Origin of the sequence: Microbacterium phycohabitans, assembly GCF_032464935.1 — a bacterium.
In the GTDB taxonomy this organism is placed as follows: domain Bacteria; phylum Actinomycetota; class Actinomycetes; order Actinomycetales; family Microbacteriaceae; genus Microbacterium; species Microbacterium phycohabitans.
This window is the reverse complement of sequence record NZ_JAWDIT010000005.1, coordinates 249,040-265,300: the sequence shown is the minus strand read 5'-3', so window position 1 is coordinate 265,300 and position 16,261 is coordinate 249,040. Positions and strand designations below refer to the sequence as shown.

The 16,261-nt window shown below is 72.0% G+C and carries 14 protein-coding genes and 1 rRNA gene; 11 read left to right on the top strand and 4 right to left on the bottom strand.

Going from position 1 to position 16,261, the window contains the following annotated elements; genetic code table 11:
- The 11 genes from rrf to RWH44_RS14710 form a co-directional block, all read left to right on the top strand.
- Positions 1–77: ribosomal RNA gene (rrf, locus tag RWH44_RS14760) — 5S ribosomal RNA — on the top strand; the annotation flags it as partial.
- Positions 78–153: 76 nt separating this feature from the next.
- Positions 154–1,935 carry a primosomal protein gene (locus RWH44_RS14755; protein ID WP_316005164.1) on the top strand — a complete coding sequence of 594 codons (1,782 nt, stop codon included), beginning with the start codon at positions 154–156 and terminating at the stop codon, positions 1,933–1,935.
- Complete coding sequence (locus RWH44_RS14750; RefSeq protein WP_316005163.1) at positions 1,932–2,969, top strand: HAD-IIA family hydrolase; 1,038 nt, start codon at positions 1,932–1,934, stop codon at positions 2,967–2,969. Before RWH44_RS14755 ends, RWH44_RS14750 begins: the two co-directional genes overlap by 4 nt.
- A gap of 19 nt (positions 2,970–2,988) precedes the next feature.
- Complete coding sequence (locus tag RWH44_RS14745; protein ID WP_298874204.1) at positions 2,989–3,159, top strand: hypothetical protein; 171 nt, start codon at positions 2,989–2,991, stop codon at positions 3,157–3,159.
- Entirely contained in the window at positions 3,156–3,956 is an 801-nt protein-coding gene (locus RWH44_RS14740; protein WP_316005162.1) for a TlyA family RNA methyltransferase, read from the top strand. The genes RWH44_RS14745 and RWH44_RS14740 overlap by 4 nt, the downstream gene beginning before the upstream one ends.
- Positions 3,953–4,873: an NAD kinase gene (locus tag RWH44_RS14735; RefSeq protein WP_298874200.1), complete on the top strand. Its 921-nt coding sequence runs from the start codon at positions 3,953–3,955 to the stop codon at positions 4,871–4,873. Before RWH44_RS14740 ends, RWH44_RS14735 begins: the two co-directional genes overlap by 4 nt.
- On the top strand, positions 4,870–6,564 hold the full coding sequence (gene recN, locus RWH44_RS14730) for a DNA repair protein RecN (RefSeq protein WP_316005161.1): 1,695 nt from the start codon (positions 4,870–4,872) through the stop codon (positions 6,562–6,564). The genes RWH44_RS14735 and recN overlap by 4 nt, the downstream gene beginning before the upstream one ends.
- A gap of 109 nt (positions 6,565–6,673) precedes the next feature.
- Entirely contained in the window at positions 6,674–8,371 is a 1,698-nt protein-coding gene (gene pyrG / locus RWH44_RS14725) for a CTP synthase (protein WP_298874268.1), read from the top strand.
- A gap of 1 nt (position 8,372) precedes the next feature.
- Complete coding sequence (locus RWH44_RS14720) at positions 8,373–8,951, top strand: NUDIX domain-containing protein (protein ID WP_316005160.1); 579 nt, start codon at positions 8,373–8,375, stop codon at positions 8,949–8,951.
- A 1-nt stretch (position 8,952) separates the two neighbouring features.
- On the top strand, positions 8,953–9,882 hold the full coding sequence (gene xerD / locus RWH44_RS14715) for a site-specific tyrosine recombinase XerD (protein WP_316005159.1): 930 nt from the start codon (positions 8,953–8,955) through the stop codon (positions 9,880–9,882).
- A gap of 56 nt (positions 9,883–9,938) precedes the next feature.
- Positions 9,939–11,579: an ABC-F family ATP-binding cassette domain-containing protein gene (locus RWH44_RS14710; RefSeq protein ID WP_316005158.1), complete on the top strand. Its 1,641-nt coding sequence runs from the start codon at positions 9,939–9,941 to the stop codon at positions 11,577–11,579.
- A 152-nt stretch (positions 11,580–11,731) separates the two neighbouring features.
- On the opposite strand, the gene RWH44_RS14705 is transcribed toward RWH44_RS14710, so the two are convergent.
- The 4 genes from RWH44_RS14705 to RWH44_RS14690 all read right to left on the bottom strand — a co-directional run bounded on the left by RWH44_RS14705 (position 11,732) and on the right by RWH44_RS14690 (position 16,226).
- Positions 11,732–12,076 carry a LysR family transcriptional regulator gene (locus RWH44_RS14705; RefSeq protein ID WP_316005157.1) on the bottom strand — a complete coding sequence of 115 codons (345 nt, stop codon included), beginning with the start codon at positions 12,074–12,076 and terminating at the stop codon, positions 11,732–11,734.
- Between the two features lie 150 nt (positions 12,077–12,226).
- On the bottom strand, positions 12,227–13,780 hold the full coding sequence (locus RWH44_RS14700; RefSeq protein WP_316005156.1) for a GMC family oxidoreductase: 1,554 nt from the start codon (positions 13,778–13,780) through the stop codon (positions 12,227–12,229).
- Positions 13,777–15,171, bottom strand: a complete 1,395-nt coding sequence (locus tag RWH44_RS14695) for an alpha/beta hydrolase (RefSeq protein ID WP_316005155.1) — start codon at positions 15,169–15,171, stop codon at positions 13,777–13,779. Before RWH44_RS14695 ends, RWH44_RS14700 begins: the two co-directional genes overlap by 4 nt.
- 152 nt (positions 15,172–15,323) lie before the next feature.
- Positions 15,324–16,226 carry an SDR family oxidoreductase gene (locus RWH44_RS14690; protein WP_298874183.1) on the bottom strand — a complete coding sequence of 301 codons (903 nt, stop codon included), beginning with the start codon at positions 16,224–16,226 and terminating at the stop codon, positions 15,324–15,326.
- Positions 16,227–16,261: the final 35 nt, after the last annotated feature.

The window sequence follows — 16,261 nt, the reverse complement described above, 5'->3', positions numbered from 1 at the left end:
CGAACCCGGAAGCTAAGCCTCTCAGCGCCGATGGTACTGCAGGGGGGACCCTGTGGGAGAGTAGGACACCGCCGGACTTCCTTTAACGAAATGGCCACCCAACGCTGGGTGGCCATTTCGCATTTATGGGCAGTTTTTCCGGGGAGGACGATCATGTCGACGGACGATTCCAACGAGCGCAGGAGCAACGAGGGGCGTTCGGGCGACCGTGCGTTCGACCGTGGCCGGCCGTCGCGTGGTGATGGTTCTTCGTCGCGCGCAGATCGGCCTGCCCGCCGCGACGGCGAAAACGCCGGACGTCCTCGGCGCGATGGTGATCGTCCGGTTCGTCGCGATGGGGATCGCCCGGTTCGTCGGGACGGGGACCGTCCCGTTCGTCGGGATAGGGAGTCGCGTCCCTTCCCTCAGGATGGTGATCGTCCGTTCCGCCGCGATGGAGATCGCCCTGTCCGTCGCGATGGGGACCGTCCCGTTCGTCGGGATGGGGAGTCGCGTCCCTTCCGTCAGGACGGCGATCGTCCGTTCCGCCGCGACGGTGACCGCCCGGTTCGTCGGGACGGGGATCGTCCCGTGCGTCGGGATGGGGAGTCGCGTCCCTTCCGTCAGGATGGCGATCGCCCGTTCCGCCGCGACGGTGACCGCCCGGTTCGTCGCGATGGCGATCGCCCGTTCCGTCGGGACGGGGACCGCCCCGTACGTCGGGACGGGGAGTCGCGTCCGTACCGTCAGGACGGTGACCGTCCGGCGCGTCGTGATGGTGAGCGTCCCGTGCGTGGGGACGGGGAATCGCGTCCTTACCGTCAGGACGGGGACCGCCCGTTCCGTCGCGATGGTGACCGTCCGTCGTACCGGGGTGGCGATGGTCGGCCGGCGCGTCGCGACGGCGCAGAACGAGGTTTCACCGGCGGGGATCGGCGCCCCTCGCGGGACAGCCGTCCCGGCGCCGGCGCTCCGCGCCGCTTCGACCGGGACGACGCGCGTGCGACGCGTCCGCCGCAGGATCGGCGCGAGCGGGGACCGGAGTTGCCCGAAGACGTCACCGCCTTCGACCTGCCCGGCGCGGCACGTAACGAGCTCAAGACCCTGAGCAAGGACAACGCGGACAACGTCGCCCGGCACCTGGCCATGGCGGCTCGCGTGATCGATGAGGACCCCGCCCTCGCCCACCAGCACGCTCTGGCCGCCTCGCGCAGCGCTGGCCGCGTCGGCGTCGTGCGCGAGACCGTCGCGATCACCGCCTATGCGGTCGGTGATTTCGCGCTCGCGCTGCGCGAGCTGCGCACGCATCGCCGCATCACGGGATCCGACGAGCAGCTGCCGTTGATCGTCGACAGCGAGCGCGGGGTCGGTCGCCCCGACCGCGCCCTCGAGGAAGGCCGTGCGGTCGACCGCTCGACCCTGTCGGTGCCCGTGCGCGTCCAGCTCGCCATCGCCATGTCGGGCGCGCGTCTCGACCTCGGTCAGACCGACCGTGCCCTGCAGGAGCTGGAGATCCCCGAGGCGGATCCCGACCGTGCGTTCGAGTGGAGCCCGGCGCTCTTCTCGGCGCGCGCGGCTGTGCTGGAGGAGCTGGGACGCGACGCGGAGGCCGCCGAATGGCAGCGCCGCGCGGATATCGCCGCGGAGGCGCTCGACGCTGCCGCAGGTGTCGCCGACCGGGAGGTGATCGTCGTCGAGGAGATCGACCTGATCGACGACGAGGGCGGGGTGGATGTGGCATCCGGTGTCATTCCCGTCGACGACGTCGACGAGGACGACGTCGCGGACGAATCCGACGAACCGGTCGACGACGCGGGCGATGGGGATGTCGATCCGGCGGAGCCGGACGCGGGCGCGGATCTCTCGGACGAAGAGGCCTCCGTCTCGGACGAGGACGCGGCTGACCCGGACGCACGTGAGACGGCGTCGGACGACGAAGTCGAGGGGTCGCGATGATCTTCCGTCGGACGGCGGCGCAGCCGACGCCGCTGGACGGGGTGGACGTCGTGCTCTCCGACCTCGACGGGGTGGTCTACGCGGGTCCGGGGGCGCTTCCGCACGCGGTCGACAGCCTCAACCGGGCGCAGTCCGAGGGCCGGCGCCTCGGGTACATCACCAACAACGCCTCTCGCACCGACGCATCGGTGGCCGAACACCTGAGCTCGCTCGGACTGACGGTGGCGGCGGACGACGTGACCACGAGTCCGCAAGCCGCGATGCGGTTGATGAAGGATCTCGTCCCGGCGGGCTCCACGCTCCTCGTGATCGGTGGCGAGGGCCTCGTCGTCGAGGTCGAGAAGGCCGGCTTCGTCGTCACCCGCAGTGCCGACGACTCCCCGGCCGCGGTCGTGCAGGGTTTCGCACCGGACGTGGGTTGGAAGCATCTCGCTGAGGCCGCCTACGCCCTGGCGACCCCGATCGAGGAGGGTGGCATCCCCTGGGTCGCCACGAACACCGACTGGACCATTCCCCAGGCGCGGGGCATCGCCCCGGGCAACGGCACGCTCGTCTCGGCCGTCCACACGGCGGTGGGGCGCCTCGCGACCATCGCCGGGAAGCCGGAGCGGCCCATCTTCGACGAGGCTGTGACTCGCACGGGTGCGAGCTCGCCGTTGTTCATCGGCGATCGGCTCGACACCGACATCCAGGGTGCGCGCACCGCCGAGATGCCGTCGGTGCTCGTGCTCACCGGCATCGACCGGCCGAAGCAGGTGCTCGCGGCGCCGCCGTCGCAGCGTCCCGACTACATCGTCGAGGATCTGCGTCAGCTGTTCGAGCCGTACCCCGCGACCGTCGTCAAGGGCGACCGCACGCGGGTCGGCGACGCGATCGTCGAGATCGACGGTGTCGACCTGCGCATCGTGGCCGCCGGCGACCGGCAGATCGACCTCCTGCGTGCCGGCGCCGCCGCGATCTGGAACTCGGGCCGCGCCATCTTCGGCTTCCGCGTGCCGGAGCGTCTGTACGCGGACCCGTTCCGAGTGCGCTGACGTCGGTAGCATGGCATCCATGTCGGACAGTGCCGCCCCGGATGCCCCGACCGATCTGATCGATCGGCTGCGCCTCATCGAGGAGCAGCCCCTCGACGCGCGCGCGGACGCCTACGCCGCCGTGCACGAAGAACTGGCGCAGCGCCTCGCGTCGGCCCCGACCGATCCGTCGCCGACCTCGCGCCCGTGACGACCCGCCTCGATGCCGAGCTCGCCGCCCGCGGACTCGCCCGCTCCCGCTCGCACGCCTCGCAGCTGATCGCCTCGGGCGTCGTGAGCGTCGACGGCCGGCCGGTGGTCAAACCGTCGACGCCGGTCGCAGCGGAGAGCGAGATCTCGGTGGCCGGCGCCGACCACTACGTCAGCCGGGCGGCGCACAAGCTGATCGCGGGCCTCGACGCCTTCCCGATCGGGGTGGAGGGGCGCACCGCCCTCGACCTCGGGGCGTCGACGGGAGGATTCACGCAGGTGCTGCGCGAACGCGGCGCCCGACCCGTCATGGCGGTCGACGTGGGGCACGGGCAGTTGTCCACCGTCGTGGCGACCGACCCCGGCGTGGTGTCGGTCGAGGGGTATAACGTGCGGTTCATGACCGCCGACTCCCTCGCCGCCGCGACGGGTGTCGACGAGCGCCCGCGCGTGGTGACCGGTGATCTGTCGTTCATCTCGCTGCACCATGTGATCCCGGCTATCGCCGAGACCGCGGCAGCCGACGCCGACGTCGTTCTGCTGATCAAACCGCAGTTCGAGGTGGGTCGTACCGCGGTGAAGGGTGGTCTGGTGACCGATCCCGCGCTGCGCTCGGACGCGGTCCACGGCGTCCTCTGGGCGGCGTGGGACGCGGGGCTGCGCACGGCCGGACTCATCGCCTCGCCCCTCGTCGGAACGCACGGCAACCAGGAGTATGTCGCGTGGTTCTCGGCCGTCCGGGGCGGTGACCCCTCAGAATGGGAGAGCACCGTGACCGAACTGACCGGAAGCCGATGACCCCCAGCGATCGCCGAATCCTCCTCGTCGTGCACGCACGCCGTGACGACACCGTCCACGCCGCCGAACGCATCCTCACCGCGGTCCGCGCGGCGGGAGCGACGCCCGTGGTGTCGGCCGAGGATCGTCCGGAGCTCGCCGAGCGGCTGTCGCTCGAGGGTGTCGGGACCTTGGGCGTCGACGTCGACGTCGCCGACGTCGAGCTCGCGATCGTCCTCGGTGGCGACGGGACGATCTTGCGCGCGGCCGAGACCGTGCGCGGGGGGACGGCGCCGATCCTCGGCATCAACATGGGCCACGTCGGCTTCCTCGCGGAGATCGAACGCGACGACATGGACGACGCGGTGCGCCGCGTGATCGCCCGTGACTACACCGTCGAGGAGCGTCTCGCCCTCGCCGTACGGGTCTTGGACGCCGATGACAGCGTCATCTTCGAGACCTGGGCCCTGAACGAGGCGACCGTCGAGAAGGCCAGTCGCGAGCGCATGCTCGAGGTGGTCATGGAGGTCGACGGACGCCCGCTGTCGTCGTTCGGATGCGACGGCGTCGTCGTCGCCTCGCCCACCGGCTCGACGGCGTACAACTTCTCGGCCGGCGGGCCGGTGATCTGGCCCACCGTCGAGGCGATCGCGGTGGTGCCGCTGTCGGCGCACGCCCTCTTCGCGCGCCCCCTCGTGGTGAGCCCCGACGCCACGGTCGCCGTCGAGGTGCTCGAGCGCACGAGCGGGAGCGGCATCCTGTGGTGCGACGGTCGCCGTTCGCACGAGCTGCCGCCCGGAGCGAGGGTCGTGGTGCGCCGTTCGTCGCGGCCGGTGCGCCTCGCCCGCCTGCACCCGGCGGCGTTCACGGATCGGCTGGTGCGCAAGTTCCGCCTCCCCGTGACCGGATGGCGCGGGGCGACGGGAGGTGCCGTGTGATCGAGGAGATGCGGCTCAAGGACCTCGGCGTGATCGCCGACGCGACCCTGCCCATCGGGCGGGGATTCACCGCGATCACCGGCGAGACCGGCGCCGGCAAGACGATGGTCGTGACCGGTCTCGGACTGCTCCTCGGGCAGCGGGCGGACTCGGGCGCCGTGCGCTCGGGAGCCGCGCAGGCGGCGGTCGAAGGCGTGTGGCTCGTGCCGGAGGACGGACCCGTCGCCGCGCGCGTGCGCGAGGCGGGCGGCGACGTCGAGCCCGTCGGCGAGGGGGCGGCGGAGTTGTACCTCGCTCGCACCGTGTCGAGCGAGGGACGCGGTCGCGCCACGGTGGGCGGCCGCACCGCTCCCGCGGGAGTCCTCGCCGATCTCGCCGACGATCTCGTGGTCGTTCACGGGCAGTCCGACCAGTTGCGTCTGCGTTCGGCGTCGGCGCAGCGCGATGCGCTCGACCGCTTCGGCGGCGAGGCGGTGTCCACGGCCCGGACGACGTATCGCGCCGCGTGGGACGCCTGGCGCGCCCTCGACGGCGAGCTGTCGACACTCACCGGTGACCGCGACGAACGGGCCCGCGAAGCCGAGCAGCTGCGCGCAGCGATCGCCGAGATCGAGGCGGCCGCACCCCTCGCCGGCGAGGAGGACGAGCTTGCGCGGCGCGCGGAGCGTCTGGCGAACGCCGAGGAACTGCGCGTGGCCGCGGTGACCGCGCACGCGGCCCTGTCGGACGAGGACGGGGGCCCCGATGTCGTTTCACTCCTGGCCGAGGCCCGGCGCGCCCTGGAACGCATCTCGGGCAGCGACGCCGCCCTCGCCGCCATCGGCGAGCAGGTCGCCGACCTGGGCTATCGCGCGACCGACGTCTCTGTCGCGCTCTCGGGCTACCTGGCCGACCTCGACGAGTCCGGCCCCCACGAGCTAGCCGCCGTCGACGAGCGTCGGGGCGTCCTCGCCGCCCTGGCCCGCACGCACGGCTCGGTGGACGCCGCCCTCGACCTTCTGGCGACCGGATCGGCGCGCCTCGTCGAGCTGGACGACGACGACGATCGCGTCGAACGCCTCACCGCTCAACGCGACGACGCGGCGCGCGCGCTCGACGCGGCCGCCGACGCCCTGACCGCGGCCCGTCGCGATGCGGCGGAGCGGCTCGGAGCCGCGGTCACCGAGGAGCTGCACGCCCTCGCCCTCCCCGACGCGCGCCTGACGGTCGACGTGGCCCCCGCCCCTGCCGCCGCGCACGGGCGCGACGACGTGTCGATCCTGCTCGCCCCCCACCCCGGGGCCGACCCGCGGCCGGTCTCGCGCGGTGCGTCGGGCGGAGAGCTCAGCCGCGTGATGCTCGCCATCGAGGTGGTCATCGCCGGCGTCGACCCGGTGCCGACGTTCGTCTTCGACGAGGTGGATGCCGGGATCGGCGGCGCCGCGGCCATCGAGGTCGGCCGACGCCTGGCACGCCTCGCCGAGTCGTCGCAGGTGATCGCGGTCACGCACCTCGCGCAGGTCGCCGCTTTCGCGGGGAACCACCTCACGGTCGTCAAGGGCAACGACGGCTCGGTCACGGCATCCAGCGTCCGCCGGCTCGACGGAGCGGAGCGCGAGGCGGAGATGGCGCGGCTGCTGTCGGGGCTGAGCGACTCGGATGCCGCTCTCACGCACGCGCGAGAGCTGCTCGAGACCGGCCGGGCGCGCTGACGCGACCGCTCGGACCCTGTTCGACACGCGGGCGTGACGTGGATGTCGGACGGGGCTGTCAGACTCTGAGGCGAACCCCCACACCCGACTGATAGGATCGAAGCCCGTGATGCAGACTTCGGACGCGGGACATTCAGACAGCACGACCTTCACGACGAAGCACATCTTCGTGACCGGAGGAGTCGTCTCCTCCCTGGGCAAAGGCCTGACGGCGGCAAGCCTCGGCAACCTCCTCACGGCCCGCGGACTCCGCGTGGTCATGCAGAAGCTCGATCCCTACCTCAACGTGGATCCGGGCACCATGAACCCGTTCCAGCACGGCGAGGTCTTCGTGACCGACGACGGCGCCGAGACCGACCTCGACATCGGTCACTACGAGCGCTTCCTCGACATCGAGCTCAGCCAGGCCGCCAACGTCACCACGGGCCAGATCTACTCGCAGGTCATCGCGCGCGAGCGCCGCGGCGAGTACCTCGGCGACACCGTGCAGGTCATCCCGCACATCACCGACGAGATCAAGCGCCGCATGCGCCTGCAGGCGAGCGAGAGCCCGCAGCCCGACGTCATCATCACCGAGATCGGCGGAACGGTCGGCGACATCGAGTCGCAGCCCTTCATCGAGTCGGCGCGTCAGATCCGTCACGAACTCGGACGCAAGAACGTCTTCTTCGTTCACGTGTCGCTCGTGCCCTTCATGGGCGCCTCGGGCGAGCAGAAGACCAAGCCCACGCAGCACTCCGTCGCGACGCTGCGCTCCATCGGCATTCAGCCCGACGCCCTCGTGCTGCGCAGCGACCGGCCCGTCACCGAGTCGAACAAGCGCAAGATCGCGCTCATGTGCGACGTCGACGAGGACGCGGTCGTCAACGCCATCGACGTGCCGAGCATCTACGACATCCCCTCGATGATGCACGACCAGGGTCTCGACGCCTACATCGTCGACGCGCTCGAGATCAGCAAGGCCGCCGACGTCGACTGGACGCGCTGGAACCGGGTGCTGCAGGCGGTGCACAACCCCAAGCACGAGGTCACGATCGGACTCGTCGGCAAGTACATCGACCTCCCCGACGCCTACCTGTCGGTCACCGAGGCCATCAAGGCCGGTGGCTTCGGTCAGGAGACGCACGTCACGATCACCTGGATCCCCTCCGACCTGTGCGAGACGCCCGAGGGGGCGGCCAAGGCCCTTGGAGCGGTCGACGGCATCATCGTGCCCGGCGGGTTCGGCATCCGCGGTATCGAGGGCAAGCTCGGCGCGCTGCGCTTCGCCCGCGAGCAGGGTATCCCCACCCTCGGCATCTGCCTCGGCCTGCAGTGCATGGTCATCGAGTACGCGCGCACCGTCGCCGGGCTCGAGGGCGCGTCGTCGAGCGAGTTCGACCCCGACACGGCGCACCCGGTCGTGGCGACGATGGCCGAGCAGGTCGACATCCTCGAAAGCGGCGACCTGGGCGGAACGATGCGTCTGGGGCTGTACCCGGCCGCACTCGCGGAGGGCTCTCTCGCGGCGGAGGTGTACGGCGCGAACAGCATCTCGGAGCGTCACCGTCACCGCTACGAGGTCAACAACGCCTACCGCCAGCAGCTCAGCGATGCAGGGCTCGTGTTCTCGGGGCTGAACCCCGACCTCGACCTGGTCGAGTTCGTCGAACTGCCGCGCGACGTGCACCCGTACTACATCGCCACGCAGGCGCACCCCGAGCTGCGCTCGCGTCCGACCGAGCCGCACCCCCTGTTCCGCGGGCTCGTCGGCGCGGCCCTCGAGCGGCACCGTTCGAGCGAGCTGTTCGACGTCGAGGAGGACTGAGGTGGAGCAGCTGCGCGACGAGCCGGTCGACCTCGAGGTCGTCTCCACCGAGGTGGTCTACGAGGGCGCCGTCTGGGACGTCCGCAGCGACACCGTCCGCTACGGCGACGGTGAGATGACGCGCCAGTACGTCGAGCACCCGGGGGCGGCGGCCGTCGTGGCGATCGACGACGACGAGCGGGTGGTGCTCATCCAGCAGTACCGCCACCCCATCAAGGAGCGCGACTGGGAGATCCCGGCGGGGCTGCTCGACGTCGCGGGCGAGCCACCGCTGGAGACCGCGAAGCGCGAGCTGACCGAGGAGGTCGACCTCGAAGCCGACCGCTGGCAGCATCTCCTGTCGATGCGCACCACGCCCGGGGGCAACGACGAGATCGTGCACCTCTTCCTCGCACGCGGTCTGCGCACGGTCGAGACCGACTACGAGCGCGAGCACGAGGAGTCCGACATGCGGGTGGAGCGCGTTGCGCTCGCCGAGGTGATCGACGGGGTCATCGCCGGGCGCCTGCGCAACGGCATCCTGGCAGCGGGAGCGCTCGCCGCCGCCGAGGTGCTGCGCCGCGAGGCCGCGTCGGCCTGACGTGGAGCTCGAGCGCGCCGTCGGGACGTATCTGCGCCACGTCGCGCTCGAGCGGGGCCTCTCGGAGCACACCGTCGCCGCGTACCGCCGCGATCTCGACGTGTACGTCGAGTGGCTGCGCGCGCGGGGGATCGTGGATGCCGAGGCGGTGACGCCCGAACTCGTCGCCGACTTCGGGGCGGAGCGCGCCTCGGCCGAGCCTCCTCCCGCGGCGTCGTCCCTGGCGCGGATGCAGTCGTCCGTGCGGGGGCTCCACCGCTTCCTCGTGCGTGAAGGGCGGGCCGAGACCGACCCGAGCGGGCGCCTGCGTCCGCCGAAGACGCCCCGCCGCCTGCCGAAGGCACTGACGATCGCTCAGGTCGACGACCTCCTCGACGCCGCGGGGCCGGCGCCGGGGTCCGAAGACGCGTCGGCGGCGCAACCGGCATCCGTTCGCGATCGGGCGCTGCTCGAGCTGCTCTACGCCACGGGGGCACGCGTATCGGAGATCGTGCAGCTCGACGTCGACGACGTCGCGCAGGGCGATCTGCTGCGGGTCCGCGGCAAGGGCGATAAGGAACGCGTCGTGCCCGTCGGCTCGTACGCCCGAGCCGCCCTCGATGCGTACCTGACGCGCGTGCGCCCGGCCCTCGCGGCGAAGGGACGCGCCACGCCGCGGCTCTTCCTCGGCGTGCGCGGTGCCCCGCTGTCGCGGCAGAGCACCTGGCTCATCATCCAGGCCGCGGCCGAGGGTGCGGGGCTCACCGCCCACGTCTCGCCGCACACCCTGCGGCACTCGTTCGCGACGCATCTGCTGCAGGGCGGTGCCGACGTGCGCGTCGTGCAGGAACTCCTGGGCCACGCCTCGGTCGCGACGACCCAGATCTACACGCACGTCTCGGTCGACGCCCTGCGCGACGTGTACGCGACCTCCCATCCGCGCGCGCGGTGAGGCGCGGAGCGACAGAACGGACGATCGTCCGGCGATCGGCCTGAGAAACTAGGGGGATGACCGCCACCCTCGTCGCTCAGAACCTCGCCGGGGGCTACGGCCACCGCACGCTCTTCGAGGGCGTCGACCTCACGGTCGCGCCGGGCGACGTCGTCGGGCTCGTCGGCGCCAACGGCGCCGGGAAGTCGACCTTGCTGCGACTGCTCGCCGGGGCCGACGAGCCCCTGTCCGGGACCGTCAACCTGGCGCCCGCGGACGCGTTCGTGGGGTGGCTGCCGCAGGAGCACGAGCGCGTGGCGGGTGAGACCGTCGCGCAGTACATCGCGCGACGGACGGGGTGCGCCGAGGCGACCCGCGAGATGGATGCCACGGCCGCGGCCCTCGGCGACCCCACGGCCGTGGGCGCCGACGACGCCTACGCCACGGCCCTGGAACGGTGGCTCGCGAGCGGCGCAGCCGACCTCGACGAGCGGATGCCGCAGGTGCTGGCCGACCTCGGGCTCGAGGTGGGACCGGATGCCGAGATGACCGGACTCTCGGGGGGCCAGGCGGCCCGCGTGGGGCTCGCGGCGCTGCTGCTGTCGCGGTTCGACATCGCCCTGCTGGACGAGCCGACGAACGACCTGGATCTGGACGGCCTCGAGCGGCTCGAGACCTTCGTGCGGGGTCTCCGAGGCGGGGTGGTGCTGGTCAGCCACGACCGCGAGTTCCTCGCGCGCGCGGTGACCCGGGTGCTCGAGCTCGACCTGGCGCAGAACACGCATCGCGTCTACGGCGGCGGGTACGACGCCTATCTCGAGGAGCGCGCGACGCTGCGGCGTCAGGCACGGGAGAAGTACGAGGAGTACGCGGACACCAAGGCCGATCTCGTGTCGCGCGCGCGGACCCAGCGCGAGTGGTCGAGCCAGGGCGTGCGCAACGCGATGAAGAAGTCACCCGACAACGACAAGATCCGCCGCAAGGCCGCGACCGAGTCGAGCGAGAAGCAGGCGCAGAAGGTCCGGCAGATGGAGAGCCGCATCGCGCGCCTCGAGGAGGTGGAGGAGCCCCGCAAGGAGTGGCAGCTCGAATTCACGATCGGCTCGGCGCCGCGGTCGAGCTCCGTCGTCTCGACGCTGTCCGGCGCCGTGTTCCGGCAGGGCGGTTTCACGCTGGGTCCGGTCTCGCTGCAGGTCAATGCGGGCGAGCGCATCGGCATCACGGGTCCGAACGGTGCCGGGAAGTCGACGCTGCTGCGCGGCATCCTGGGCCGTCAGGCGCCGGACGAGGGCACCGCCTCGCTCGGGACGTGCGTCGCGATCGGCGAGATCGATCAGGCTCGGTCGCTCCTGGTGGGTGAGCGCCCGCTGGCCGAGACGTTCGAGGGCTTCGTGCCGGAGATGAACGCGGGCGAGGTGCGCACGCTGCTGGCCAAGTTCGGTCTCAAGGCCGACCACGTCACGCGCGCGGTGGACGCGCTGTCGCCGGGGGAGCGGACGCGCGCGGGGCTCGCATTGCTGCAGGCGCGCGGGGTCAACGTGCTCGTGCTCGACGAGCCGACGAACCACCTCGATCTCCCCGCGATCGAGCAGCTCGAGCAGGCGCTGGGCTCGTACACCGGGACGCTGCTGCTGGTCACCCACGACCGGCGCATGCTCGCGGCCGTGGAGACCGACCGGCGCTGGCAGGTCAAGGCCGGGGTCGTGACCGAGCTGTAGCCGCAGCGCTGTAGCCGCAGCGCTCGAGGGCGCGCCGCGCGGACGCGCTCAGGTGCGAGAAACGCTGATCCTGCCGAGACTCGCTCCGGTGCAGCGAGTTTCGGCACGATGAGCGTTTATCGCGGGGCAGGGAGACCGCATCGGGGTACGGGTCAGCGCCCCTGGCGCTTCTTGTAGGGCTTCGGCTCGCCCTTCACGATCGGGGCGCGCCCTTTGCCCTTGTTGGCCTTCGCCTTGCCGCCGCCGGGGGCCTTCTGCCGGGGTGCGGGCGGGGGCGCGTCCGCGATGCGGTGGTGCGCCTCTTCGAGCAGCAGGCGACCTGCCGGGGTGAGGTGCGTCGGCGGGGTCCGCGAGATCAGCGACTGCCCCACCTCCTCCTCGAGCTTGTCGACGGTGGTGTACAACGACGCGAGGGCGATGCGCAGCTTCTCGGCCGAGCGCGGGAAATGCAGCTCCTCGGCGAGGACGGCGAACCGGCGGAGATGCTCGAGCTTCATGGCATCCATTCTCCCGTGTCGAGCGGCATACGGTTGAGTGTCCACGACACGCCGCGCGGGCGGCCGGACGAACGGCGTGTCGTGGACACTCGGCGGAGCGCGGACGACGTCGCGCTCGGCCGGGCGGGGGAGCCCGGCCGAGCGGCGCGGTCAGGCGGCGGCGGAGGCCAGGAAGCGGTCGGCGGTGCGCAGCGAGAGCGCCATGATCGTCAGCGCCGGGTTCGCGGCGATCGCCGAGGGGAAGACGGAGTTGTCGCAGATCCACAGGTTGGGGATCTCGTGGGAGCGGCCGTCGGCATCCACCACGCCGTCCGCGGGGTCGGTCGACATGCGGCAGGTTCCGATCGTGTGGGCCGTGCGGGCCAAGACGATCGTCTCCCGCGCGCCGGCCGCCTCCATCACCCGCAGCATGAACGCCGTCGCGTGCTTGTCGATCGCCTTCTCGTTCTCACCGGCGGTGAAGGTGACGCGCGCCCGGGGGATGCCGAACTCGTCGGTCTCGTCGCTCAGCACGAGCCGGTTGTCGTCGGAGGGGAGGCAGTCGGCGTTGATGCCGATTCCCGCCATGAACCGCGCCTGATCGAGGCGCTGCATGAGCTCGGAGCCCCAGAGGCCTCCGCCGCGCACGAGCGTCGTCGAGTAGGTGAGGGGCATGACGCCGAGGCTCTGCAGGAGGTATCCGCCGGCGAAGTCCGCGTCGGCGGGGCGCATCATGTCTTCGGAGATCAGCGACGAGGGGTAGCCGCGGTGCCCGCGCACCGGCTCGTCGAAGCGACCCCACACCTGCGTCGCCCCGTGAGCGAGGAAGTTGCGGCCCACCTGGCCGCTGTCGTTCGCCAGACCCGTGTGCAGGAGCAGGCGGGGCGTCTCGACGCCCCCGCCGGCGAGCACGAGAGCGCGGCAACGCTGTCGGCGGTCCACGCCGTCCTTGCGGTAGACGACGGCGGCGACGTGGCCGCGATCGTCGAGCTCGATGCCGTGCACCATCGACTCGCTGCGGATCTCGGCGCCGGCCGCGACCGCCGCCGGCAGATAGGTGTTGGCGGTGGAGGCCTTGGCATCCACTCGGCACCCCTGGTGGCACTCGCCGCAGTTGACGCACGCGCCGCGCTCGCCGTGGTGATCCTGCAGGCGGGCACGCGTGAGCACCGCGGCCGGGGCGTCGGCCCAGCGCACGCCGAGGGCGTCGCAGCCCTTGGCCACGAGGTTCGCCGGAGCGTTGCGCTTCGCCGGGGCGTAGGCGTAGGTGCGGGTGGGGTCCCACGGGTAGGGGGTCGGGCCCGAGACGCCGATGTCGCCCTCGACGCGCTCGACGTACGACAGCAGTTCGTCGGGATCGACCGGCCAGTCGCGGCCCACGCCCGACTCCGTGCGGATAGCGAGGTCGCGGCGATCGGGGCGAGGCGTGAAGGCGCCCCAGTGCAGCATCGAACCGCCGACGCCGCGTCCGCTGTTGTTCGGCCCGAACGCCGTGGGGTCGTCGCCGCCGCTCAGGCGCTCCGACATCCAGTTGATCTCGACCGCCTCGGTCTCGTCGGGGGTCAGGTCGTCGAGGGCGAAGTGGCGCCCGGCCTCGAGGGCGACGACGCTGAGACCCTTGCGGGCGAGTTCGGCCGTCAGCGGCGCCCCTCCGGCTCCGGTTCCGACGACGACGACGTCGACCGTCTCGTCGTCGGTGAAGGTGCGCATGGCTTCGAGGTTCATGCGGCGTCTCCCGTCGCGATCGTGCCGCCGACTCCGGACGGCTCCCAGTCTTCTCGGCGCCCCAGCCGCAGTTCCACGTAGCCCCGCATGGGCGATCCGCCGGTGGCGAACCCGTCGTAGCCGACGCGCGCCATGCTCGCGGGGTGCGCGAGCCACTGGCGAACGAGGTCGTTGCGCACGTCTTCCAGCCAGGCCTTCATCCGCTCGGCGTCGAACGCCCCCTCGGCGGTGCTCTCGCCCTCGATCGCCGCGCGGAGGATGCGGTCGCGATCGGCGGGATCGGTCGCCCAGACGCCGGCGAGGGTGTCGAGCCCGGCGCGATAGGCCTCGGGATCGGGCGGAAGATCGGCGTTGCGCCATCCGTCGCCCTCGCCGCGGGCCAACTGCGCGTCGACGCGGGCGGCGATGTCGATCGCGCGTCCCTCCTGCGGAACCACCAGGTCCGCGATCTCGCGCAGCAGGGTCAGCTGGGCCAGGTCGAGCGCCGCGGGCGCATAGCCGCGGTCGTCGGGCAGCGCACGACGGGCCAGGATGCCGCGCACCCGGTCGTCGACGCGATCGCCCGCGATGAGGCGCGCCCACTCGTCGGGGACGACGGGTCCCACCCGCACCTCCTCGTCGACGAAGCGGGCGATCGCCTCCGCGGCCTCCGCGTCGCGCTCGAGCGGAATGAGGTGCCCCGTGTCGGGCAGGGCGACGAAGCGGGCGCGCGGGTACACCGCGGCCAGCAGGCCCGGCTGAGCCGCCGCGCCGAGGTCGGCATCGTCTTCGCCGGCCAGCACGAGCGCGGGCAGATCGAGCAGGCCCACCTCGGCCGTGGCGTCGACCGTGCTGCCCGTCTCGAGCCAGGCGCGCCAGGCCGCGGGCGACGTGCGGCGCAGGCCGTCGAGCGCCACCGCATGCGCCTCGGCGTCGAGCGGCTCCGCCACGTTCTGGGCGACGAAGGTCTCGGCATCCTCGTCGGAGAGCGGACCGTCGGCCACCCACGACAGCATGCGCTCGCGGCGCTCTTCGTCCATGGGCTCGGGCCGCGGCGGCGAGGGCGCCATGAGCACGACCCCTGCCAATCCGAACAGGGCCGCCTCGCCGCGCAGCACACGGGATGCCACGAGCGCGGTGACCTTGCCGCCCATGCTGTGACCGCCGAGCAGCCACGGTCCGCCGTCGTGCGCGGCGAGGACGCGCTCGACATGCGCGACGGTGCGGGTCAGGTCGGTCGCGGTGGCGTCGGCCTCGGACCCGAACCCGGGGAGGTCGATGCCCACGACACGGACGTGTCCGGCCAGCCGATCCGCCAGGCGGTCGAACGACCGGGCGCTCGCGCCGAGCGCGTGCAGCAGGTACAGGGTGAGGGGCGCCTCGTCGGGAACGGAGGCGGTGTCTTCGGACATGTCCTCACCGTTTCGCACCGCGCGCTCGAGAGAGGGTCGGTTGCGGATCGGGGAGATTTACGCAAGCGAGCAGGGCGCGCGGTGATGACGACGCAGGGGGCGTGCACGACGAACGCCCCGACCCGAGGGGCGGGGCGTTCGAGGAGCAGGGGTCAGGGGGTGACCATGCCGCCGTTGACGTTGAGCGTCTCGCCCGAGACGTAGCTGGATTCGGCGGAGGCCAGGAAGACGAACGCCGGCGCGATCTCGGCGGGCTGCCCCGCGCGCTGATAGGTGCTCTCGTCGTCGAAGTGCTCCATCTGGTCGTCGGAGACCCCCTGGCTCACCTGCAGAGCCGACCAGGTGGGTCCGGGCGCCACGACGTTGACGCGGATGCCACGGGAGGCGAGCTGCTGGGCGAGGCCCTTCGACAGGTTGTTGATCGCCGCCTTCGTCGCGGCGTAATCGAGGCGGTCGGGCGCCGGCACGTAGGCCTCGAGGGAGGCGGTGTTGATGATGGTGCCGCCCTCCGGGAGGTGGGCCAGCGCGGCTTTGGTGATCCAGAACGGCGCGAAGACGTTGGTGCGGAACGTCTGCTCGAACTGCTCGTCGGACAGGTCGTCGACCTTTTCGACCATCACCTGCTTCCCGGCGTTGTTCACGACGATGTCCAGGCCGCCGAGGGCCTCGGCCGCGTGGGCGACGAGGTCGCGGCACGCGCCCGGGTCGGTGATGTCGGTCGCGATCGAGACGCCGGTGCGGCCGGCATCCCGGATCTGGTCGAGGATGTGGTCGGCGTCGCGCTGCTCGTCGGGGAGGTGCACGATCGCGACATCGGCGCCCTCGCGCGCGAAGGCGATCGCGACGGCCCCGCCGATCCCCGAGTCGCCGCCGGTGATGAGGGCCTTGCGGCCCGTGAGGCGTCCGAGACCGCGGTACGTCTTCTCGCCGAGGTCGGGCACGGGGGTCATGTCGGCCTGCACGCCCGGCTCGGGCTGGTGCTGGAGGGGCGGTTCGACGCGGGCGTAGCGCGTGACCGGGTTGTCGAAGGTGAACTGGTCGCGATCGTGGCTCATGCAGCGACGGTAGACACGACGGACGACGGGCGCGG